Annotated in this window: 16 protein-coding genes and 1 pseudogene; 5 read left to right on the forward strand and 12 right to left on the reverse strand. The window is 70.7% G+C overall.

Annotated elements, in window-relative coordinates; all coding sequences use genetic code 11:
• Positions 1-39: 39 nt before the first annotated feature.
• The 5 genes from ilvC to Mam01_RS20165 all read right to left on the reverse strand — a co-directional run bounded on the left by ilvC (position 40) and on the right by Mam01_RS20165 (position 7,892).
• Positions 40-1,041 carry a ketol-acid reductoisomerase gene (gene ilvC, locus Mam01_RS20145; protein ID WP_507762934.1) on the reverse strand — a complete coding sequence of 334 codons (1,002 nt, stop codon included), beginning with the start codon at positions 1,039-1,041 and terminating at the stop codon, positions 40-42.
• Between the two features lie 51 nt (positions 1,042-1,092).
• The gene (ilvN, locus tag Mam01_RS20150) at positions 1,093-1,617 is read right to left on the reverse strand and encodes an acetolactate synthase small subunit (protein WP_111698790.1); all 525 of its coding nucleotides are present in this window, start codon (positions 1,615-1,617) and stop codon (positions 1,093-1,095) included.
• Between the two features lie 126 nt (positions 1,618-1,743).
• Positions 1,744-3,687, reverse strand: a complete 1,944-nt coding sequence (locus tag Mam01_RS20155; protein ID WP_275409052.1) for an acetolactate synthase large subunit — start codon at positions 3,685-3,687, stop codon at positions 1,744-1,746.
• 319 nt (positions 3,688-4,006) lie between these two features.
• Positions 4,007-6,670 (reverse strand): putative bifunctional diguanylate cyclase/phosphodiesterase, encoded by a 2,664-nt coding sequence (locus Mam01_RS20160; protein ID WP_239101453.1) that lies wholly within the window; start codon positions 6,668-6,670, stop codon positions 4,007-4,009.
• A 301-nt stretch (positions 6,671-6,971) separates the two neighbouring features.
• Positions 6,972-7,892 (reverse strand): 2-hydroxyacid dehydrogenase, encoded by a 921-nt coding sequence (locus Mam01_RS20165; protein WP_239101454.1) that lies wholly within the window; start codon positions 7,890-7,892, stop codon positions 6,972-6,974.
• Between the two features lie 64 nt (positions 7,893-7,956).
• Here Mam01_RS20165 and Mam01_RS36780 point away from each other — a divergent pair, with 64 nt between their 5' ends.
• Positions 7,957-9,168, forward strand: a complete 1,212-nt coding sequence (locus tag Mam01_RS36780; protein ID WP_239101455.1) for a PQQ-dependent sugar dehydrogenase — start codon at positions 7,957-7,959, stop codon at positions 9,166-9,168.
• A 342-nt stretch (positions 9,169-9,510) separates the two neighbouring features.
• Here Mam01_RS36780 and Mam01_RS36785 read toward each other — a convergent pair.
• From Mam01_RS36785 to Mam01_RS20200, 7 genes and pseudogenes are all read right to left on the reverse strand, one after another.
• Positions 9,511-10,851, reverse strand: a pseudogene (locus Mam01_RS36785) (VanW family protein); the annotation flags it as partial.
• A 727-nt stretch (positions 10,852-11,578) separates the two neighbouring features.
• Positions 11,579-13,087, reverse strand: a complete 1,509-nt coding sequence (gatB, locus tag Mam01_RS20175; RefSeq protein ID WP_275409053.1) for an Asp-tRNA(Asn)/Glu-tRNA(Gln) amidotransferase subunit GatB — start codon at positions 13,085-13,087, stop codon at positions 11,579-11,581.
• Complete coding sequence (locus Mam01_RS20180) at positions 13,084-13,674, reverse strand: DUF4276 family protein (RefSeq protein ID WP_204286809.1); 591 nt, start codon at positions 13,672-13,674, stop codon at positions 13,084-13,086. The genes gatB and Mam01_RS20180 overlap by 4 nt, the downstream gene beginning before the upstream one ends.
• Positions 13,671-14,846 (reverse strand): AAA family ATPase, encoded by a 1,176-nt coding sequence (locus Mam01_RS20185; protein ID WP_204286810.1) that lies wholly within the window; start codon positions 14,844-14,846, stop codon positions 13,671-13,673. Before Mam01_RS20185 ends, Mam01_RS20180 begins: the two co-directional genes overlap by 4 nt.
• A 25-nt stretch (positions 14,847-14,871) precedes the next feature.
• A complete protein-coding gene (gene gatA / locus Mam01_RS20190; protein ID WP_204286811.1) occupies positions 14,872-16,362 on the reverse strand; it encodes an Asp-tRNA(Asn)/Glu-tRNA(Gln) amidotransferase subunit GatA in 1,491 nt (496 codons plus the stop codon).
• A complete protein-coding gene (gene gatC, locus Mam01_RS20195) occupies positions 16,359-16,658 on the reverse strand; it encodes an Asp-tRNA(Asn)/Glu-tRNA(Gln) amidotransferase subunit GatC (RefSeq protein WP_150935484.1) in 300 nt (99 codons plus the stop codon). The genes gatA and gatC overlap by 4 nt, the downstream gene beginning before the upstream one ends.
• Before the next feature lie 148 nt (positions 16,659-16,806).
• Entirely contained in the window at positions 16,807-18,954 is a 2,148-nt protein-coding gene (locus Mam01_RS20200; RefSeq protein WP_239101456.1) for a putative bifunctional diguanylate cyclase/phosphodiesterase, read from the reverse strand.
• Positions 18,955-19,241: 287 nt separating this feature from the next.
• On the opposite strand from Mam01_RS20200, the gene Mam01_RS20205 reads away from it, so the two are divergent.
• The 4 genes from Mam01_RS20205 to Mam01_RS20220 all read left to right on the forward strand — a co-directional run bounded on the left by Mam01_RS20205 (position 19,242) and on the right by Mam01_RS20220 (position 22,189).
• The gene (locus Mam01_RS20205) at positions 19,242-20,654 is read left to right on the forward strand and encodes a glycoside hydrolase family 6 protein (RefSeq protein WP_204286812.1); all 1,413 of its coding nucleotides are present in this window, start codon (positions 19,242-19,244) and stop codon (positions 20,652-20,654) included.
• Between the two features lie 249 nt (positions 20,655-20,903).
• Positions 20,904-21,332, forward strand: coding sequence for a hypothetical protein (locus tag Mam01_RS20210; protein ID WP_204286813.1), 429 nt, complete (start codon positions 20,904-20,906; stop codon positions 21,330-21,332).
• Between the two features lie 27 nt (positions 21,333-21,359).
• Positions 21,360-21,749 (forward strand): hypothetical protein, encoded by a 390-nt coding sequence (locus Mam01_RS20215; protein WP_204286814.1) that lies wholly within the window; start codon positions 21,360-21,362, stop codon positions 21,747-21,749.
• A complete protein-coding gene (locus Mam01_RS20220) occupies positions 21,746-22,189 on the forward strand; it encodes a hypothetical protein (RefSeq protein WP_204286815.1) in 444 nt (147 codons plus the stop codon). Before Mam01_RS20215 ends, Mam01_RS20220 begins: the two co-directional genes overlap by 4 nt.
• Positions 22,190-22,232 lie beyond the last annotated feature (43 nt).

A 22,232-nucleotide genomic window follows, 5' to 3' on the forward strand; every position in this document is an offset into this window, starting at 1 on the left:
GGGCCTCGGGTCGCGTCGGACGCTCCCCGGTGCGGAGGATCAGGCCTGCTCGCCCTTGAGCCAGCTCATCATCGGGCGGAGCTTGGCGCCGGTCTCCTCGATGGGGTGGACGGCCAGTTCCTCGCGGTAACGCTTGAAGTTGGTCTGCCCGCCGTCGAACTCCTCGACCAGCTCGCGGGCGAAGCGACCGTCCTGGACCTCGTCCAGGATGCGGCGCATCTCCTTCTTGGTCTCCTCGTTCACCACGCGCGGGCCACGGGTGTAACCGCCGTACTCCGCGGTGTCGGACACCGACCAGTACATCTTGGAGACGCCGCCCTCGTACATCAGGTCCACGATCAGCTTCATCTCGTGGAGGCACTCGAAGTAGGCGACCTCCGGCTGGTAGCCGGCCTCGATCAGGGTCTCGAACCCGGCCTTGATCAGCTCGGAGACGCCGCCGCACAGCACGGCCTGCTCGCCGAACAGGTCGGTCTCGGTCTCCTCGGTGAAGGTCGTCTTGAGCGCGCCGGCCCGGGTGCCGCCGATGCCCTTGGCGTACGACAGCACGAGCGGCCACGCGCTGCCGGTGGCGTCACGCTCGACGGCGACCAGACAGGGCACGCCGCGGCCGGCGGCGTACTGACGGCGGACGAGGTGACCGGGGCCCTTCGGCGCCACCATCGCGACGTCGACACCCGACGGGGCCTCGATGAGGCCGTAGCGGATGTTGAGGCCGTGGCCGAAGAACAGCGCGTCGCCCTCGACGAGGTTCGGCGCGACGTGCTCGGCGTACAGGTGCCGCTGGATGTGGTCCGGCGCGAGGATCATCGTGAGGTCGGCCTCTTCGACGGCCTCGCCCGGCGACAGCACGCGCAGCCCGTCGGCCTCGGCCTTCTCCCGGCTCTTGGAACCCTCGGGCAGACCGACCCGGACGTCGACGCCCGAGTCGCGCAGGCTCAGCGCGTGCGCGTGGCCCTGGCTGCCGTAGCCCAGCACCGCGACGTGGCGGCCCTGGATGATCGACAGGTCGGCGTCGTCGTCGTAGAAGATCTCAGTCACATGCTTGCCTTTCGAACAGTTTCCCTCGCGCCGTACGGTCCCACCGCGGCGCTATGCGCTGCGGTCGATCGCGCGGAGCGAGCGGTCGGTGATGGAACGGGCGCCGCGGCCGATGGCCACCATGCCCGACTGCACGAGCTCCTTGATGCCGTACGGCTCAAGGACCCGGACGAACGCGTCCAGCTTGTCGGTCGTCCCGGTGACCTCGATCGTGACCGCGTCCGGGGCCACGTCCACGCAGCGCGCCCGGAAGAGGTTCACGAGTTCGAGAACGTGGGACCGGCTCTCGGAGTCGGTCCTCACCTTGATCAACATCAGCTCGCGCTGCACCGACTGGCTGTTGTCGAGCTCGACGATCTTGATGACGTTGACCAGCTTGTTGAGCTGTTTGGTGACCTGCTCCAGCGGGAGTTCCTCGACGTTCACGACGATGGTCATCCGCGAGATGTCGTCGTGCTCGGTCGGCCCGACCGCCAGCGAGTCGATGTTGAAGCCGCGGCGGCTGAACAACGCGGCGACCCGGGCCAGCACACCCGGCTTGTTCTCCGTCAAGACGGACAGCGTATGGCGGCTCATGCCACCTCCTCGCCTTCGGCTCGGAGTGGCCTGAGCCAGACGCTGTGTTCACTGATTCGCTCGCTGCGCTCGCTCATGCCATCTCCTCGTGCTGCGGGCCGGGCTCGGGACGGGACGGGATCGCGCTCATTCTCCGCCCTCCCAGTTCGGCGCCATGTCGCGGGCGTACTTGATGTCGTCGTTGCTGGTGCCGGCGGCGACCATCGGCCAGACCATGGCGTCCTTGTGGACGACGAAGTCGATCACGACCGGCACGTCGTTGATCTCCATCGCCTTGGCGATGGTCGCGTCAACGTCCTCCGGCCGCTCGCACCGCAGGCCGACACAACCGTACGCCTCGGCGAGCTTCACGAAGTCCGGAATCCGCTTGACCTGCTGCAGGTCGGTGTTGGAGTACCGCTCGTCGTAGAACAGCGTCTGCCACTGGCGGACCATGCCGAGGTTGCCGTTGTTGATGACGGCGACCTTGATCGGCACGCCCTCGATGGCGCAGGTGGCCAGCTCCTGGTTGGTCATCTGGAAGCAGCCGTCGCCGTCGATCGCCCACACGACCTTGTCCGGGCACCCCATCTTCGCGCCCATCGCCGCCGGGACCGCGAAGCCCATCGTGCCGGCGCCGCCGGAGTTGATGAACGTCCCTGGGTGCTCGTACCTGACGAACTGCGCGGTCCACATCTGGTGCTGGCCCACGCCCGCCGTGTAGATCGCCTCCGGGCCCACCAGTGCGCTCACCCGCTCGATGACGTACTGCGGGGCCAGCGAGCCGTCGGCGAACTCCTCGTAGCCCAGGGGGTAGGTCTCCTTGTAACCGTTGAGGAGCTGCCACCAGTCGGCGTAGTCGCCCTTGCGCCCGTCGGCCTGCTCGGTGCGGACCGCGTTGGTCAGGTCACCGATCACCTCGCGGCAGTCGCCCACGATCGGCACGTCGGCGTGGCGGTTCTTGGAGATCTCCGCCGGGTCGATGTCGGCGTGGATGACCTTGGCGTGCGGGGCGAAGCTGTCCAGCCGGCCGGTGACGCGGTCGTCGAACCGCGTGCCGAGCGCGATCAGCAGGTCCGAGCGCTGGAGGGCGCCGACCGCCGAGACGCTGCCGTGCATGCCGGGCATGCCCATGTGCTGGGGGTGGCTGTCGGGGAAGGTGCCGCGCGCCATGAGCGTGGTGACCACCGGGATGCCGGTCAGCTCGGCCAGCTCCAGCAGCTCGGCCGACGCCCGCGCCTTGTGCACGCCGCCGCCGACGTAGAGCACCGGCCGCTTCGCCTCCGTCATCAGCCGGGCGGCCTCGCGGATCTGCTTGGAGTGCGGCCGGGTCACCGGGCGGTAACCGGGCAGCTGCATGACCGGGGGCCAGGAGAACGTGGTCGTCGCCGTCAGGGCGTCCTTGGCGATGTCCACCAGGACCGGCCCGGGGCGGCCGGTGGCGGCGATGTGGAACGCCTCGGCGATCGTCCGCGGGATGTCCTCCGCGTTGGTGACCAGGAAGTTGTGCTTGGTGATCGGCATGGTGATGCCGGAGATGTCCGCCTCCTGGAAGGCGTCGGTCCCGATGAGCGGGGTCGCGACCTGCCCGGTGATCGCGACGATCGGCACCGAGTCCATGTAGGCGTCCGCGATGGCGGTGACGAGGTTGGTCGCCCCCGGGCCGCTGGTGGCCATGCACACCCCGACCCTGCCGGTCGCCTGCGCATAGCCCTCGGCCGCGTGGCCGGCGCCCTGCTCGTGCCGTACGAGCACGTGCCTGACCTTGGTCGAGTCGTAGAGGGGATCGTAGGCGGGGAGAATGGCGCCGCCCGGGATCCCGAACACCGTGTCGACCCCGACGTGCTCCAGTGCCCGCACCAGGGCCTGTGCACCTGTCATCTTTTCGGTCATCGGCTCGTTCCTTGTGGCTGAGCTTGTGGTGGCTGTGCTGGTGGCTGGTCTTCTACCGGCATAAAAAATGCCCCGTTCCGCTGGGCGGAGCTGGGGCGCGCGCAGGACTGAGGGCTTCGTCAGGCTGCGCGCCTGCGAAGTACTACGAGGATCCCACCGCGATTCATGGCTACAACGATGTCCGATGACCGCCCTCACGTCAAATCATCTGGGACGCCCATCTCACCATCCAAGACTGTGTTTCCCGCTTCACCGTCGGCGCGCTCACACCCGCCGTCTTCCCTCGTCGCTCGTCCCTCGCGCCTCAGTCCAGACCGGCGGCGCGCCCCTCCGGCTCGCTCGGTGTTTCCCGCTTCACCGTCGGCGCGCTCACACCCGGCGTCTTCCCTCCGGCTCGCTCGGTGTTTCCCGCTTCACCGTCGGCGCGCTCACACCCGCCGTCTTCCCTCGTCGCTCGTCCCTCGCTCCTCAGTCCAGACCGGCGGCGCGCCCCTCCGGCTCGCTCGGTGTTTCCCGGCTAGGCGGTGTTCTGGAGGGTGGTGCCCGGCATGAGGTCGTCGACTCCGCGGGCGGTCATCGGGCGGGCGACCAGGTAGCCCTGCCCACGCGTGCAGCCCATTTTACGGAGCAGGTCGAGCTGCTCGGGACGTTCGATGCCCTCGGCGACGACGATCAGGCCGAGATCGTTGCCGAGCTGCACGATGGTCCGCGTCAGCAGGGTCAGCGTGTCGTCGCGCCCCAGCCCGGAGACGAAGGACGGATCGATCTTGATCATGTCGACCGGAAGCTGGCGCAGGAACGCGAGCGACGCGTAGCCGGTGCCGAAGTCGTCGATGGCCAGCCGTACGCCAAGGGTTCTCAGCTCCGACAGCCTGCCGATCATCTCGCCGGCGTCCTCGACCAGCATCTCCTCGATGACTTCGAGGGTGAGCGCGCTGGCCGGCAGCCCGCTGTCGCTCAGCGCCTCCGACACGGTCTCCACGAAGCGCGGCGCCATGATCTGCCGTGCGGACAGGTTCAGCGCCAGCCCGATGTCCCAGGACGACGCGCGCCAGGCCGCCACCTCCTGACACGCCTCGCGCAGGATCCACTCGCTCAGCGGCACGATGATCCCGGTGTCCTCGGCCGGGCCGAGGAACTGCTCCGGCGGCACGAACGTGCCTCCACGCCACCAGCGGATCAGCGCCTCGACGGCGGTCACCCGCGACGTGGCGAGGTCGACGACCGGCTGGTACTCGATCGCGAACTGGTTCTCCATCAGCGCCCGCTGCAGGTCCGAGGCGATCTCCAGGCGGCGTACGACGTCGGCGTGCATGTGGGTGGCGAAGACCTCCACCCGGCGCCCGCCGAGCTCCTTGGCCCGCGACATCGCCACGTCGGCGTTGCGCAGCAGGTCCCCGGAGGGCAGACCCTCCTCGGCGAAGGCGACGCCGACGCTGGCCGTCAGCGCGATGTCCCGGTCGGCCACCCGGAAGGGCTCGTTGGAGACCGCGCGGACGAGCCGCTCGGCCAGGTCGATGGCGGTCTGCGCGTCGGCGCCGCCCACAGTGCCGCCCGACATGCTGCCGCCCGACGCGCCCCCCTCCAGGAGGACCGCGAACTCGTCCCCGCCCCACCGGCCCAGCGTGTCGTCGGCCCGTACGGCGGACCGCAGGCGGCGGGCGGCCTGGCCGAGCAGGTGGTCGCCGCTCGCGTGCCCGACGGAGTCGTTGACGGCGGTGAAGCCGTCGAGGTCCAGGAAGATCACCGCGGTGCCGGCCGCGCCGCGGCGCGTGAGCACGTCGCGGGCCCGCTCCTCGAAGTAGGCCCGGTTGGGCAGCCCGGTGACCCCGTCGTGGAAGGTCAGATGGGTGACCTGGTTGCGCAGCGCGACCTGGTCGCTCAGGTCACGGATCGTGACCAGGACGAGGTCGTCGTCGCGTACGTGCCGGGCGGCGACCGTCTCGGTCGGCCGCCAGGTGCCGTCGGAGGCCCGGAAGCGGCAGGAGACACGGGTGCCGCCCTCCTGCTCCGGCCCGTCGTCCTCGTCCGCCATACGGCTGATCAGCGCCTGCACGGCCGGGAGGTCCTCGGGGTGGACGTAGTCGAAGATCGGCCGGAAGGCGAGGTCCTCCGGGCGGTAGCCGTACGTCGCCTCAAGGCCGGGACCCGCCTCCTGGACGATCCCCTCGGGGTCGCAGACGAGCACCACGTCGCCGGTGTTCTCGGCGAGCCGCCGCAGTTGCTGCTCCCCCACGTCGACGAGGCGGCGCATGCCCGCGGTCTCGACCAGCAGCACGAACAGGCGGCCGAGCAGGACGAGCACGACCGTGGCGGCCACGATCGCGAGGGCGGCGTCGCGGGTGCCCCCGACGGCGTGCAGGGTGGCGACCAGCGTCGCGACGGCGACCAGCACGAGCGGGGTGGCGGCGGTCACCGCCGCGGTCAGCGGCCTCGCCGGCCGGTCCTGCTCCACCCACGGCGTGACGGCGAGGACGAGCAGCAGGGCGGGCACGAGGAGTCCGGCGACGAGGGGCGGATGGTCGCCGCCGAGCCGGGCGAGCGCGGTCGCCAGCTCCGCGACGGTTATCGCGGCGAGCACCCCGACGCCGGTGAGCCCGACCACCCGGTTGCCCGACCGGGACGCGGCCACCGCGGGCGTCACCGCGCAGGTCGCGAGCAGGCAGATCACGGGGAGCGCGAGCGCGGCGAAGAACGCGCCGGTGTCCTCCGTACGGCGGAACGCCGGGCCGAGCACGGCGACCCAGGCCACGGCGAACACGGACGCCGCGCCGAGATAGGCGTCGGCGGCCTGGCGGATCACCCCCCGCGTGTACGCCGGGGGTTTCACGGACAGACCGCAGCCGATCGCGAGCAGCACCGATCCGGCGAGGATGAGCAGGTCGGCGAAAGTGAGCACGAACGGCGTGCCGTCGGCCACCGGGCGGACGCCCACGCCGAGGAGCCAGGTGAGCGATCCGGCGGTCATCCACCGCCAGGCGGCGGGCTGGCGCCGGTGACCGGGAGTCACGCGGGAGGCGGCCATGATCAGCGACACCGCCGCGAGGAGACCGGTGACGACTCCCGCGACCGCGGTCACCACCGGGGCGGAACCCCCGGTGATCAGAGCCACGACGATCGCCACCGCGCCGAGCCCGGCGGCGGTGGTGAGGGGGACCCTGGGGTCGCGCCTGACGTTCACGTGCGTCGCCTCTGCACCTGTCGCCGCCTCACCCGTGGCGGAGGCGCCTTCCGGGGTTTCGGCGGGGTCCGGAGTCGCGTCAGCGTCGCCGGTTCCGGTGGGGTGTGCCGTCACTGCCCCTCCCGTCCTCGACTCGGCTTTACTCTCCCTGTCACATGGCCAGTGTGCGCACAGCCGCTGATCGAGAGGAGGACAACCGACGAGTCGTCACCGATCTGATAACCAAGCCGTGCACGATGAGCCTCACCCTACGCACCCCAGGTCACGGCGCAGCCACGTTCCGGAATCCTTAACGGAGCGGTCAGTAATGCCCGGTGATCATGTTAGCGAGGGGCCGGCCCGTCAGATGACGGATGATCTGCTCGCGCACCAGTTCGCGCGTACGCCGGACGGAGGCGGGTGTGCTGCCGGCCACGTGCGGCGTGATGAAGACCCCCGGCGCGGTCCACAGAGGGTGATCGGAGGGCAGCGGCTCGACCGGCGTCACGTCGAGGGCCGCCCGCAGCCTGCCCGCCCGCAGTTCGGCCAGCAGTGCGTCGCCGTCCACCACCGATCCGCGCGCCGCGTTCACCAGCAGCGCGCCGTCCTTCATCCGGGCGAGGAACTCCGCGTCCACCAGGCCGGCCGTGCTCGTGGTGGCGGGCACGAGCAGCACGACCACGTCGGCGTGCGGGAGCAGCGCGGGAAGCTCGTCCTGGCCGTGGACGTTGTCCCGGGCCGTCCGCGCCACCCGGACGATCTCCACCTCGAACCCGGCGAGGCGCCGTTCCAGCGCCTCGCCGATCGAGCCGTACCCGACGATCAGCACGGTGGAGTCGGCGAGGACCCCGGTGTGGTGGTAGGTCCACTCCCCGCGCGCCTGCGCGGTCACGAAGCCGGGGAAGTCCCGCCGCATCGCGATCATCGCGCCCACCGCCCACTCCGCCGTACCCGCGTCGTGGACCCCGCGCGCGTTGCACAGCACCGCCTTCGGCGGGAGGTGCGGCAGGTACGGCTCGACCCCCGCCGTCACGGTCTGCAGCAGGCGGAGGTTGCCCATGCGGCCCAGCAGGCCGGGGATGCCCGGCACCGGGACCAGCGGCGGCACCCAGATCTCCACCTCCTCGGGCGGTCCCGGCAGCGGGCCCGTCCCGTCGTAGACCTTCCGGTCGGGGACGGGCAGCCCGTCCGGCAGGGTGGACAGATCGTCGGCGATGTCCTGTGTGGCGACCCAGATGTTCACAGGCAACAACCTAGGGAACCATCGCGACGGCCCGCGAGTAAGGGTGGACGAGGAGGTCACGGTGATGACGGACAGGCACGGCGCGGGCACTGCCCTGTCGATGGCGAGACTGTCGGCGGCGCTGCTGGCGGTCGCCCTGCCGGTGGTCGCGGGGTGCGGGCAGGGCGGAGAGGCGGGCAGGACTCCCCCGCCGCTGCCCGCCGCGAGCGCCACCGGCGGCTCCGGCGACTCGGGCGACTCGGGCAGCTCCGGCGACTCCGGCGCGGGCACGGAGCCCGGTCCGGACGGCGCCGCGACCGCCGTCGCCCCGGGCCGGCCGCGCACGCTGGTCCGCGGGCTCTCGGTCCCCTGGGCGATCGCGTTCCTGCCCGGCGGCGACGCGCTGGTGACCGAGCGCGAGTCGGCACGGCTGCTGCGGATCACGCCGGAGGGCCGGGTCCACGAGGCGGGCGTGATCGAGGGGGTGTCGGCGAGCGGCGAGGGCGGCCTGCTGGGCGTGGCCGTCTCGCCCCGCTACGCGACCGACCACCACGTCTTCGTCTACCTGACCTCCGGCGACGACAACCGGATCGTCCGCTACCGCTACGACGGGCGGCTCTCCGAGCGCCGCGTGATCGTCACCGGCATCCCGAAGGGGGCCATCCACAACGGGGGCCGCCTCGCCTTCGGGCCCGACGGCTACCTCTACGCCTCCACCGGGGAGACCGGCGAGCGCGGCATGGCCCAGGACCGGAACGCGCTGGGCGGCAAGATCCTGCGCATGACCCCCGACGGCCGGCCCGCCCCGGGCAACCCCTTCGGCACGCTGGTCTGGTCGTACGGCCACCGCAACGTTCAGGGGCTCGCCTGGGACGAGCGCGGCCACATGTACGCCACCGAGTTCGGCCAGAACACCTACGACGAGATCAACCTCATCGAGAAGGGCCGCGACTACGGCTGGCCGGAGGTCGAGGGCGTGGGCGGCCGTCCCGAATACGCCGATCCCCTGCTGACCTGGTCGACCGACCAGGCGTCGCCGTCCGGTCTCGCGTACGCGCGGGGCGCGCTGTGGGCCGCCGCCCTGCGCGGCCAGCGGCTGTGGCGGGTGCCGGTGGACGGGTCAGGACGCGCCGGGCGGCCCACCGCGCTTTACGACGGCGAATACGGCCGGCTGCGCGCGGTGGCCGCCGCGCCCGACGGAACCCTGTGGGTGAGCACCAGCAACCGCGACGGACGGGGTTCCCCCCGGGACGGCGACGATCGCATTCTTCTGGTTGCCGCCGCGCCCCCGTCCTGATCCCTTTCTCTGCCCTTGCCCCTGGCCTTGCCCCTGGCCTTGCCCTTGTTTCCGTCCTGAGCCCTGCCCCTGGCCCTGGCCTTTTCCGCGGTCGCCGCCGCGCCCCTTGGCCGCACGGCAGACGACCTTGGCCTGGGCCCGGTAGGAGGTCCGGAAGGTCTGCCGGGAGACGACCTCGCCGCCCTGCCGCAGCACGCGGGTCACGGTGGCGGTGAACCCGGGCTGCCCCGGCGCCTCGACGCAGCCGGGCCCGTGCCCGGTCATCGGCGGCAGCGTGACCTGGGCGCCGGAGACCGGCCCCTGCAGGTCCACCTCGTACCGCCGGGTGCTCCACAACGCGATGTCCAGCGACGTGCCGGTGGCCGACGCCTGGACGAACACGCCGTACGGCGAGTCGTTCCTCCACCGCAGGTCCGGGTCGGGGAAGGACACCGCGGCCTCGGTGCCCACCGGCAACTGCGGGGCGTGGACCTCGGGCGGGGTGTGCTCGGCGACCCGCAGCCCGGCCCGGATCACCGCGTTCAGCAGGGTGGTCGCGACCTGGGACATCCCTGGCGCGTCCGTGCCGGCCTTCCCGTCGATCAGCGTGGGGACGATGCCGTCGAACCCCGCCTCCGCGTCGCGCCGCCCGAGCGCCTCGTTGAAGGAGAAGGTCTCCCCCGGAGGGACCAGGCGGCCGTCCAGGAGCGCGGCCGCGGCCCGGATGTTTCCGGCGCGCTCCGGGCAGCAGGCGTAGGAGGTCGTGAAACGGCCGACCTCCTCCTTGATCCCCATACGGCGCACGTCGTCGTCGCCGCTCCGCGGCGGCCCGTCCACGACCCGCACGGCCACCGTACGATCACCGGCGCCAAGAGCGGTCACCACGTCGGCCGCGAGGCGGTCGGTGTCCACGCGCTCCCCCGGCCTCGCGCCGACCAGCGCCGGCCGCCCGCTCCTGATCGTGAAGGAGGCGTCGCGGGACGCCCGCCCGGGGTCGAGCAGCCTCGGCGCGACGGGCGTGGCCGCCGCGACGGCGTCGAAGCGGGGACGCAGGACCGCGCCGTCCGGCGTGAACGTCAGGTGCCGTGCCACCACGGCCGGCGGCAGGGAGACGGAGCGGGTCCCGTTGGTCAGCGTGAGCGGCGCGGCCACCGCCCGGCTCGCCCAGCGCAGGGCCCGGTGCACCTCGGCGCGGGTGATGTGCGGCAGGTCCCGCAGCGTGGGCGCCACCACGACGATCTCGGGGTCGAGGTATCCCCTCACAATCTGGTCGGCGGTGACCTTCCGGTCGAGGACGCGGCCCACCCGGGGATAGACCGGGACCGGGGTGACTCCGTCGAACGAGACGCCGCCCTCCCGCGCCGGGTTGTCCAGCCGGTCGGCGATGTCCCCCACCAGGTCGTCGAGGCGGCGCCGGTCGACCGACACCACGGGCTCCACCTCACGGCTGCCGGTGAGCGCGGCCCACACCGCCCACGGGCTCGGGAAGCCGGTCACCGCCCGGCGGACCGTCCCCTCGACGTCGAGCGACAGACCGGCGTCCCCCGGGTTCACGGTCAGCCGCCGCGTGCCCTGCCGTACGATCACCGGCGTCCTGGTCTGGGCGTACAACCGTTCGTTCAGGGTGGCGGCGGCCTCGGTCCGGCTCTGGCCGCCGATGTCCACACCGAGCACGCTGGTGCCGGGCAGGACCTTCCCGGTCATGGTGAAGGCCGGCACGAGATAGAGCACGACGAGCAGCGCCACCAGGCCGATCAGCGTGCGGCCGAGGATGCCGCCCTTCTTCGGCGGGTCGAGCAGGTCGAGGTCCGGTGCGGCGACGACGACCGGTTCCTCCCGGACGGCGCGGTCGGGCACCGGCCACGGCTCGATCGGCGGTGCGGGCGGAACGGCGCCCGCACCGGACGGCCGGGCGGCAGGCGCCACCGGGGCGGGCGGTTCGGCGAAGAGGTCGGCCGACACCCCCTTGGGCAGCGCCGACACCCCTCGAGGCAGGGACGTGACCCGGCGCACCGGGTGTACGCGCGGCGGGGGAGACGCCGCTCCGGACGGATCCGCGGGATCCGTGGGCGGGTCGCCGGACGCTCCGGCGTTACGCACGCCTCGCTCTCCTCAGGCTCAAGGTCAACTCCGATCAGTTAACCCTAAAACACCCTCCGCTGGATATCTCCGGAAGCAACAGCTCTGCCACGCTTTCCGTGGAGTGCGCACGCCTTTGTCACCCAACCGGTCGTCGCCGCCGCCCGAGCACAGATCACCCCGCACCGCCGCACACGTGGCCTCGGTACGGCGGAGCGGGACCGAGCAAAAGAGGGCACAGTGGAGACGGCCTCGGCGGCGCACACCCCTCACGCGGGGACGCAGGTGTCGCCCGGGCCCACTCCCTGCCGGCCGCCCGCCGCTTCCGCGGCGGGCGGCGCGGGACGCTTCGTTACCCCTGGACGCCGAGCCGCTCCAGGATCAGCTCACGGGCGCGGCCCGCGTCCGCCTTGCCCCGGCTGGCCTTCATCACGCCGCCGACCAGCGCCCCGACGGCCGCGATCTTCCCGCCGCGCACCTTCTCCGCGGCGTCGGCGTTGTCCGCGAGCACCTGGTCGATGATCGACATGAGCTCGCCCTCGTCGCTGACGACCTGGAGCCCGCGCTTGTCCACGACCTCGTCCGGGCCGCCCTCGCCGGCCAGCACACCCTCCAGCACCTGGCGGGCCAGCTTGTCGTTCAGCGCGCCGGAGGCGACCAGTTCCGTCACCCGGGCGACCTGGGCCGGGGTGATCGGCAGATCCGCGAGGGTCGTGGCCGACTCGTTGGCCCGCCGGGCCAGCTCGCCCATCCACCACTTCCGGGCGTCGGCCGCCGGGGCGCCGGCGGCCACGGTCGCCTCGACCAGGTCGATCGCGTCCGCGTTGTGCATGGCGGCCATGTCCAGGTCGGACACGCCCCACTCGTCCTGCAGCCGCCTGCGCCGGGCCGAGGGCAGCTCGGGCAGCGCGGCCTTGAGCGACTCGACCCAGGCCGGATCGGGGGCGATGGGCAGCAGGTCGGGCTCGGGGAAGTAGCGGTAGTCCTGCGCCTCCTCCTTCGACCGCCCGGAGGTCGTCTGCCCGGTGTCCTCGTGGAAGTGGCGGGTCTCCTGCACGATCCGCCCGCCCCCGGCGAGGACGGCCGCCTGGCGCTCGATCTCCCCGCGCACCGCGCGCTCGACGCTCCGCAGCGAGTTGACGTTCTTGGTCTCCGTACGGGTGCCCCACTCGGACGAGCCGCGCGGCATCAGCGAGACGTTGACGTCGCAGCGCAGCGAGCCCTGCTCCATCCGCACGTCCGACACGCCGAGCGAGCGCATCACCTCGCGCAGCTCGGTCACGTACGCACGGGCGACCTCGGGCGCGAGCCGGTCGGTGCCCTCGATGGGCTTGGTCACGATCTCGACGAGCGGGATGCCGGCCCGGTTGTAGTCGACGATCGAGTAGTCGGCGCCGTGGATGCGCCCGGTCGCACCGCCGACGTGGGTGGACTTGCCGGTGTCCTCCTCCAGGTGCACCCGCTCGATCTCCACGCGGACGGTCCGGCCGTCCACCTCGACGTCGAGGTAGCCGTTCACGCACAGCGGCTCGTCGTACTGGCTGATCTGGTAGTTCTTCGGCATGTCCGGATAGAAGTAGTTCTTCCGGGCGAACCTGCACCACGTCGCGATGGTGCAGTTCAGCGCGAGGCCGATCCTGATCGTCGACTCGATCGCCTGCTCGTTGGCCGTCGGCAGCGAGCCGGGCAGCGCCAGGCACACCGGGCAGACCTGCGTGTTCGGCGGTGCCCCGAAGGCCGTCGGACAGCCGCAGAACATCTTCGACGCGGTGCCCAGCTCGACATGCGTCTCCAGCCCCAGCACCGGCTCGAAGCGCTCCAGCGCCTCGTCGTACGGCATGAGCGTCTCAGTGCTGCTCACAGGTAACCAAGTCCCTTCAATGCGTTTCTCGCGTCCACGACCCATTCCGCGTACGCGGGCACCTGGGCGAGGACGTTGAGGTCGATGTTACGAGCGATGTACTCGAAGTAGTCGCGTACGGGCTTCCCACGACGAGGAGCCACCTCGGCGAGCACCTTCTTGGGATCGGCGATCTTCTCGACATCCGGTGGGCGGGCAGGCAGGCGCCCGTGGTCGCTCCCGCTCAAGCGGCGCCACAGGGCGACATCCGCCAGGAGCCACGCCTCCGTCTCCTGAACGGGCACCAGCGCTATCACCGGCGTGGACAGGCCCGAGTCGCGCACGACCCGCTCCGCCTTGTCCCGCTCCTTGTGGTCGTTGTGCACGAAGAGGAGATGGCAGTCGCCCGCCAGCTCGCGGAGTGCGCCGGTCGTCCGGTCGTGGTCGTAGATCGATCGACGGGAGCCGATCTCCGTGCTCTCCACGTCGACCGCGCAGCGAGAGGACTGGACGGTGATCTCACGAAGCTGCCGCGAGATCACCACGCCGAGGAAGACCTCGTCGGTCTCCCCCTCGGCGATGAGTCCGGGCACGAGCGGCCTGCTCATGGCACCTCGCCCACCGCGCTCAGATACTTGCGCACCTGACGCGGAGAGACGAACGTGCCGGGCTCTCCCTCCGCCCGCACCGGCTTGGCGACCGTGACCCTGGAGATCCTGTCCCTTTCGGGATCGACGCGTACGGCGGCGTCAAGGAAGACCAGCGCGTCCGGCCTGAGGCGGTACAGCTCGGAGACGACCACCGGCGAGTGCGTGGTGAGGATCACCTGCCGCAACGGCCGGTTGACGCACTCCGGGTCGCTGAGATCGGTGACCCTGCCCTGGATCCTGCGGAGCAGTTCCGCGAGGCGGCTGGGGTGCAGCCCGTTCTCGATCTCCTCGATGAGCAGCACCCCGGCGTGGTCCGGGTCGTGGAGCGCAGCCAGCAGCGCGATGACCCGGAGCGTGCCGTCGGAGAGCAACGTGCTCGGCACCGCTCCCTGCCCGTCCACGAACACGTCGAACGTCCACTCCTGACGCCGCTCCTCCAGAATCGGCTCGATTCCAGCCAAGTCCGGAATAAGAGCAGTGAGATCCACCAGAAGGTCCTCGATCGCACCTACTGCCTTCAACCGGCCCAGGACGGTAGCGAGGTTGCTCCCATCCACTCGAAGTGGCCCGTAGTCCGCAGCCGACGACCACGATCGCAGACCCTGCGGATCGGGCTGATGCAAGCGCCACGAGGCGAGTTCCGCGTCAAGTGGCTGGAAGAGCGCGAGGTCTGGCTTTTCTCTGAACCTGGCCTCGATCCGAGTCCACCCCGTCAGCGCCCTTTCCCTCTGGTCAAGCACCCATTTGGGCAGCGTTGGGACCGGGCCCAGAGACGGCTCATGGCCGAAACTCGCCGGTATCGGCGCGCCGTCCGGGCTCAGCTCCGCCGCGCTCTCGAATCGTAGAGGCACGAGGCCGTTCCCGAGATCGGTGAGCGTATGAGCCCCGATCTCGAACCAGCTCACCGGTCGCCCCTTGCTCACCCGGTGAAACAGCTCGTGCGGCCGTCCACGTCGAGCTGAGAGCAGGGGATTCTTTCTAAACCAGCGAGCATCGCCCAGGTACTCCAGGGCGTCGAGGAGGTTGGACTTGCCGCTGGAGTTGGGGCCGACGAGGGCGAGGAACGGCGGGATGTCGAGCTGGAAGTCCAGGAAGGACTTGAAGCCGTCGATCTCGATGCGGGTGATCATGCCGCCGTTCCCCTCCCCTCGGCGACTACAGCGCGGGCGCGCGGGACAGCAGCGGGCCGCCCCACCGGCTCTCGAACGCCTTCTCCACGGCCGCGCCGACCCGGTAGCAGCGGTCGTCGGCGAGGACCGGGGCCATGACCTGGAGCCCGACCGGAAGGCCGTCCTCGTCCGCGAGGCCGCACGGCACCGAGATCGCGGCGTTGCCGGCCAGGTTGGTCGGGATCGTGCACAGGTCGGCGAGGTACATCGCCATCGGGTCGTCGGCCCGCTCCCCGATCGGGAACGCGGTGGTCGGCGTGGTCGGCGAGACCAGCGCGTCCACCTGCTGGAACGCCGCCTCGAAGTCGCGCATGATCAGCGTGCGGACCTTCTGCGCCTGCCCGTAGTAGGCGTCGTAGTAGCCCGACGACAGGGCGTACGTGCCGAGCATGATGCGCCGCTTGACCTCGGGCCCGAAGCCGGCCGCGCGGGTGAGCGCCATGACCTCCTCGGCGCTGCGGGTGCCGTCGTCGCCGACCCGCAGGCCGTACCGCATGGCGTCGAAGCGGGCCAGGTTGGACGAGCACTCCGACGGCGCGATCAGGTAGTAGGCCGGCAGCGCGTAGGAGAACGCCGGGCAGGAGACCTCGACGACCTTGGCCCCGAGCGACTCCAGCAGGTCCACGGCCTCGTGGAAGCGGGCGAGCACGCCGGGCTGGTAGCCCTCCCCGCCGAACTCCTTGACCACGCCGATCCGCATCCCCGCCACGTCGGCCTGCCGTGCGGCCTCCACCACCGGCGGCACCGGCGCGTCGATGGAGGTCGAGTCGAGCGGGTCGTGGCCGGAGAACGCCTCGTGCAGCAGCGCCGCGTCGAGCACGGTGCGGGCGAACGGCCCGGGCGTGTCGAGCGAGGACGCGAACGCGATCAGGCCGTATCGGGACGAGCCGCCGTACGTCGGCTTCATGCCGACGATGCCGGTCACCGCGGCGGGCTGGCGGATCGAGCCGCCGGTGTCGGTGCCGGTGGACAGCGGCGCCTCGTAGGCGGACACCGCGGCCGACGAGCCGCCCGACGAGCCGCCCGGGATCCGGGACAGGTCCCACGGGTTGTGCGTCGGGCCGTACGCCGAGTTCTCGGTGGACGACCCCATGGCGAACTCGTCGAGGTTCGTCTTGCCCAGGATCACCAGGCCGGCCGCGCGCAGCCGGCCGGTCACGGTCGCGTCGTACGGCGGGCGCCAGCCTTCGAGGATCTTCGAACCGGCCGTCGTCGGCATGTCGGCGGTGGTGAAGACGTCCTTGTGCGCGATGGGCACCCCAGCGAGCGGGCCGGGGTTCTCGCCCCCGGCCAGGCGCTCGTCCACCTGGCGGGCCTGGGCCAGCGTCGACTCGGCGTCCACGTGCAGGAAGGCGTTGACGCGGCCGTCGACCTCGGCGATGCGGTCGAGGTGAGCCTGGGCGACCTCGACGGCGCTGACCTCGCGGGCGGCGATGAGCGCGCCCAGTTCGGCGGCGGTCTTCTGGATCAAGCTCATTCTTCCTCCCCGAGGATCCGCGGCACGCGGAACCGGTCGTCCTCCACCGCGGGCGCGCCGGACAGGGCTCCCTCGGGTGTCAGACTCGGCCGTACGGCGTCGGGACGGAAGACGTTGGTCAGCGGCAGCGCGTGCGAGGACGGCGGGATGTCACCGGCCGCCACCTCCGAGACGCGGGCGACGGCGCCGACGATCTGGTCGAGCTGGGCGGCGAAGTGGTCGAGCTCGTCGTCGGCCAGTGCCAGCCGGGACAGCCGGGCGAGGTGAGCGACCTCATCGCGGGTTATGGCGGACATGAGTCGTCGAACCCGTTTCATGATGGAGATTGGACCTACCCATCCTAGGGCTCGCCGCCGAGCGCGACCGACCTGGCGACGCCGCGTCACACGGTCTTAATCCGAGCTTTCCCGCCCCGGGCGGCTGCCCGCGGCCCGGGACGGCGACTCAGTGCGAGGCGAGCCGGGCGTCACCCGGGTGACCGCCCAGGGCGGCGCCGAGCCGGGCGCGCAGCCAGGTGGTGGCCTCGGTGGCGGACATGGGCTTGGCCAGCCACCATCCCTGCCCCGCGTGACAGCCCATCTCCCGCAGCGATGCCGCGATCTCGGGCGACTCGATGCCCTCGGCGACCGACCTCAGCCCGAGAGACCGGACGAGGTCGATGATCGAGCGGACGATCCGCTCGTCGTCCCCCGGCTCACCGAGCCGCCGTACGAACGACGCGTCGATCTTCACCTCGGAGACCGGAAGTCGCTGGAGCCGGACCAGGGAGGAGTAGCCGGTGCCGAAGTCGTCCAGCGCGAGCTGGACGCCAAGCCCGGCCAGCGTGCGGATGGCCTCGGCGCTGTAGGCCTGGTCGGTCATCAGGATGCGCTCGGTGACCTCCAGCCGGATGGCCTCGGGCGGCAGGTCCAGCTTCTCCAGCCCCGCTTCCAGCTGCTCGGGCAGGCCCGAGTCGAGCAGGTCGCGGGCCGACACGTTCACCGAGACCGGCACGTCGAGGCCCGCGTGCCACCAGCGCGCCGCCTGCCCCAGCGCCTTCCCGATCACATGCTGGGTGAGCTCGCGCATGAGGTACGACTGCTCGGCCAGCGGGATGAACTCGGCGGGCGAGATCGGCCCGCGCACCGGGTGCCACCAGCGCAGCAGCGCCTCGACGCCCTCGACCGTGCCGTCCTCCAGGCTCACCTTGGGCTGATAGTGGAGCTCCAGCTCGTCGGCGTCGATCGCCCGCCGCAGGTCGCCGAGCAGGCTCAGCCGCTCGGGCGAGTTGCGGTCCTTGCCCGGCAGGTAGAACTCGACGCCCGTGCGGCCCTCCTTGGCGAGGTACATCGCGACGTCGGAACGCTGCATCAGCAGCTCGAAGTCCGGGGCGTGGTCGGGATAGAGCGCGATGCCGACCGACGCGTCGAGGTCGAACGTCATGCCTTCGAGTCGTACCGGCTCGGTCAGCGCGACCCGCAGCCGCGAGGCGACCTCCCTGGCCGCCTGCGCGTCCCTGATGGACGGAAGCAGCACCGCGAACTCGTCCCCGCCGAGCCGGGCGACCACGTCACCCGGCCGCACGCTGTGGGTGAGCCGGTGGGCCACGATCTGCAGCAGCCGGTCGCCGACCGGGTGGCCGAGCGTGTCGTTGACCTCTTTGAAGCGGTCGAGGTCGAGCAGCAGCAGCCCCACCCGCTCGTGCGCGCGCGCCTCGGCCAGCGCCTCCTCCGTACGGACGATCAAAATCTTGCGGTTCGGCAGGCCGGTGAGCCCGTCGTGCGTCGCCTGGTGGTCACGGCGCAGCGAGAGCGTCGCGGTCCAGTGGACGGCGGCCAGCGGCGCGACGAACAGCGGGACCAGCGCCGGGGAGTGCGCCATCACCACCACGACCAGCGGCGCGAGGCCGAGCAGCGTCCCGTAGACGAGCGCCTGCGGGCCGAGCGAGGCCTTCATCACCCGGAGCAGGGGGCGGCGCTCGTGCAGCGCCACCGCCTGGCAGACCAGGACGGCGCGGACCACGAAGTACGCCGCCGCGGCCAGCGCGATGGCAGGGATGTCCAGGCCGTCGGGCGTCCACGGCGAGCGCGGCTGCGGGTGCGCGCCGAACGCGGCCAGGGCGCCGGCCGCGGCCGTGCAGGCCAGGGTCACCTGGGCGAGGTTGAACAGCACCCGGTGCCAGGCCCTGCGGTGCACCAGCCCGCTGACCACCACGGCGACCGCCTGCATCAGCGCCGCCGTCGGCAGGCCCTGGTACATGAGCACCGCGAAGGTGAACATCGTGGAGGTCGGCGTGCCTCCGACCAGCGTCGAGGAGCTGAACATGACGGGACGCAGCTCGCCCAGCACCACCAGGACGGTCAGCATCCAGAACAACGGGGTGCGCGCCGCCTCGGCCAGCGTGCCGGGGCCGGCGCCCAGCCCGAACTCGGCGACGGCGAGCGCGGTGACACCGGCGGCGCTGACCATGGTGAGGTACGCCCATAAAGGCGATCCGGGGCGTGGCCCGGTGTCCCGGGTGTCGACCGGCGCACCCAGTTCGCCCAGGTCGGCGGCGGGGAGGAGAACGCGTGGCACCCCGGCGAGCGGCATGAGACCGCGTGAAAGCGTCATAGGTAAGAAACCCCCCAAGAGGTCACTATCGGAGGGTACGGCCTCTGGGCCACTTCGCGAAACCGGTTGGGCACACTGCGTCACCATGATTTCTGGAGAAATCACGGCACGGTTGGACTCGTGGTGAAACTTTCAAGTGATCCACGCGCCCATTCCCCCGCCCGCCTGCGTCTATTAGGTTGATCGTCCAGCCGAACTCATGTCGGCCCTTCTTGGACCCCCGTCCCGGTCCCTACGATCCGAGGGAACTGTGGGAGCGCTCCCACATTACCGGACGGAGTAATTCCATGTCTCGCAGAAGGCCCTTGACGGCGGCCATTCTCGCCGCGGCCACCACGGTCGCCGTGGGAGCGGCCGTCGTGACCTCCACCGCGGCCCAGGCCGCCGACTCCGTTTTCTACGTGGATCCGACGACCAGCGCCGCCAAGTGGGTCGCCGCCAACCCCAATGACAGCAAGACCGCGGTCATCCGGGACCGCATCGCCGCCGTCCCGCAGGGCCGCTGGTTCGCCAGCTACAACCCCTCCGCGGTGCGCAGCCAGGTCGACGCCTACGTGGGCGCGGCCGCGGCGGCCGGCAAGATCCCGATCATGGTGGTCTACGAGATGCCGAACCGCGACTGCGGCGGCGCGAGCGCGGGTGGCGCTCCCGACCACGCGTCGTACCGTGCCTGGATCGACCAGGTCGCCGCGGGCCTCGGCGGGCGTCCGGCCTACATCATCCTGGAGCCCGACGCCCTGTCGATCATGCCGAACTGCATGAACTCCTCCCAGCAGGCCGAGGTCCAGGCCTCCATGGCGTACGCCGGCAAGAAGTTCAAGGCCACCTCCTCGCAGGTCAAGGTCTACTTCGACGCGGGCAACGAGGCCTGGGTGGGCGCCTCCGACATGGCCAACCGGCTGCGGGGCGCCGACATCGCCAACAGCGCGGACGGCATCTCGCTCAACGTCTCCAACTACCGGTCCACCTCCGCCACGGTCTCCTACGCCAAGAACGTCATCGGGGCCACCGGCCTGTCCTGGCTGAAGGCCGTGATCGACACCAGCCGCAACGGCAACGGCCCGGTCGGCAGCGAGTGGTGTGACCCGGCCGGCCGCGCCACCGGCACCTGGAGCACCACCAACACCGGCGACTCGGCCATCGCCGCGTACCTGTGGGTCAAGCCTCCGGGCGAGTCCGACGGCTGCATCGCCCCGGCCGGTCAGTTCGTCCCGCAGCGGGCGTACGACCTTGCGATCGCCGCCCCGTACACCCCGCCGCAGTCCCCGTCGGCCTCGCCGACGCGGTCCCCGTCTCCGTCGCCGTCGCCCTCCCTGACTCCCTCCCCCTCTCCGTCCACTTCGCCCACCCGGTCGCCCTCCGCCTCGCCTTCGGCGTCGCCGACCTTCACCGGCGACAAGGGCTGCACGGCGGTCTACAAGGTCGTCAGCGCGTGGGGCGGCGGGTTCCAGGGTGAGGTCGCCGTGACCAACGCGGGCTCCTCGGCGATCAGCAACTGGACGGTCAAGTGGAACATGCCCGGCGGGCAGTCCATCACCCAGTCGTGGAACGCCAACCTGACCGGCACCACCAGCATCACGGCCTCGAACCTGAACTGGAACGGGAACCTCGCTCCGGGCTCCAGCACCACGTTCGGCTTCCTCGCCAACTCCAGCGGAACCCCCTCCACTCCCAACCCGCTGAGCTGCACCGCTTCCTGATCCCCGCATGAAGCCAGGCGTGCCGTACGGTCCTCCCCAGCCGTACGGCACGCCTTCGCGTGTGATGGCCACGAAGGCTGCGTCCCGGGCACGTCCCCGGCCGACTTCCCGGCCACCGCGGCACCGCCACTCGTACGGTCTTGCTCGCAGCCTCTTTATCCACTGGCACTCACACTAGGTAACCGGTGGACAGCGAAGCGTTTAGGATGTCGAGGGAAACTACCGTCACTACTCCCCCAGTAGGTGCTCATGGGTGACGACGCCCTCTGCGAAGAGCAGGCAGGCCGGCACGACGTGATCGACGGCAAGGTGATCGAGCTGCGTCCCTTCAGCCGGCGACGAGGGAGTGACCCGATCCGGTTGCAGATCGGAGAGCGCCCCTGGCTGCCCACTCCCGACACCCGGGTGGTCGAGATCTACGAGGAGTGCGACCCGCCCACCGCGGGACTGATCGAACAGGACGGCAGGCTCTACGTCTTCGACTGCATCGACGGCCGCGGGTCGAAAGTCAGCTTCTGGGCCTACACCCAGGTCGACGCCATCGAGGTCAGCCGCCTCCAGAACGCCGCGGGTGACGACCTCATCCGCCTGCTGGACGCCCTCTTCGCCGACAGGCCATCCATGGCCGCCCTCGTCTTCGACAACCTCATCGAATCAAGCACCCCCATCAACTGTTGATCCCCAAGCGAGCTCGCAGGCGAATAGATGAACAACCACCTCAACGATGAGGATTGGGTCACACAGTATGGAACGATCCACAAGCCGATCGACGGTACGCCGTTCAAACGGAATCCCTCGGCCCACGAAGTTCCACACGAACTCTCACTCCTCAGGGGCAAGCTGACGCCAGACGAAGCAGCGATGGCGGTGAACCACCGACGCGTTCAAGGAGCGATCCCGGGAGAAGGCGTACGCTATGCGCTAGTCGGCAAGCTGCGAGCTGCCGGATTTCGGGTATGGGCCAGTCCAACGAGACGTATACCCGGGCATGTCTCCGTAGCACTGGTAGACGACGACCGCCTGTGGACCAATGATGACAGGGACAGGTTTGACGCCTGCTTCGAGTCGACAAGCTGGAAGGAAGGCATCCTGTGAGCGACCTGATCAAGCTGGGTATCGGAGAGCGCCCCTGGCTGCCTACCCCCGATTCGGAGATGATCGAAGTTTTCGACCGTCTCAATATGCCTACCGCCGGCCTGATCAGGCAGAACCACAAGCTCTTCGTGTTCGACTGCCTCGAAGGCCACGCTATGGAAGGCAACGTATGGGTGTATGCCCACGTCGACGCGGCCGAGGTGCAGAAGATCCAGGAAGGCCAGGGTGAAGACTTCACTCTCCTGCTCGATCAAGCGTTCACTGGCAAGCAGATCATGGCGGCTCTCGCTGTCAACGCACGACTTCGTTCGGGCGCTCCCGTCGAAGGCGAGACGATCAGGCGCCTGGGTCTGCTGAAAGCAGTGTTCGACCAGCTCTCCATGGGCCTCGACATCGCGAGCGAGACCAAGAACGCGATGGCGCAGCTGGTCGACTGCTGACGTCGACCTCCTCGGGTGACCACCGGGCAACACAGCGCTCCCG

It is taken from the genome of Microbispora amethystogenes (genome assembly GCF_016863015.1).
In the GTDB taxonomy this organism is placed as follows: Bacteria; Actinomycetota; Actinomycetes; order Streptosporangiales; family Streptosporangiaceae; genus Microbispora; species Microbispora amethystogenes.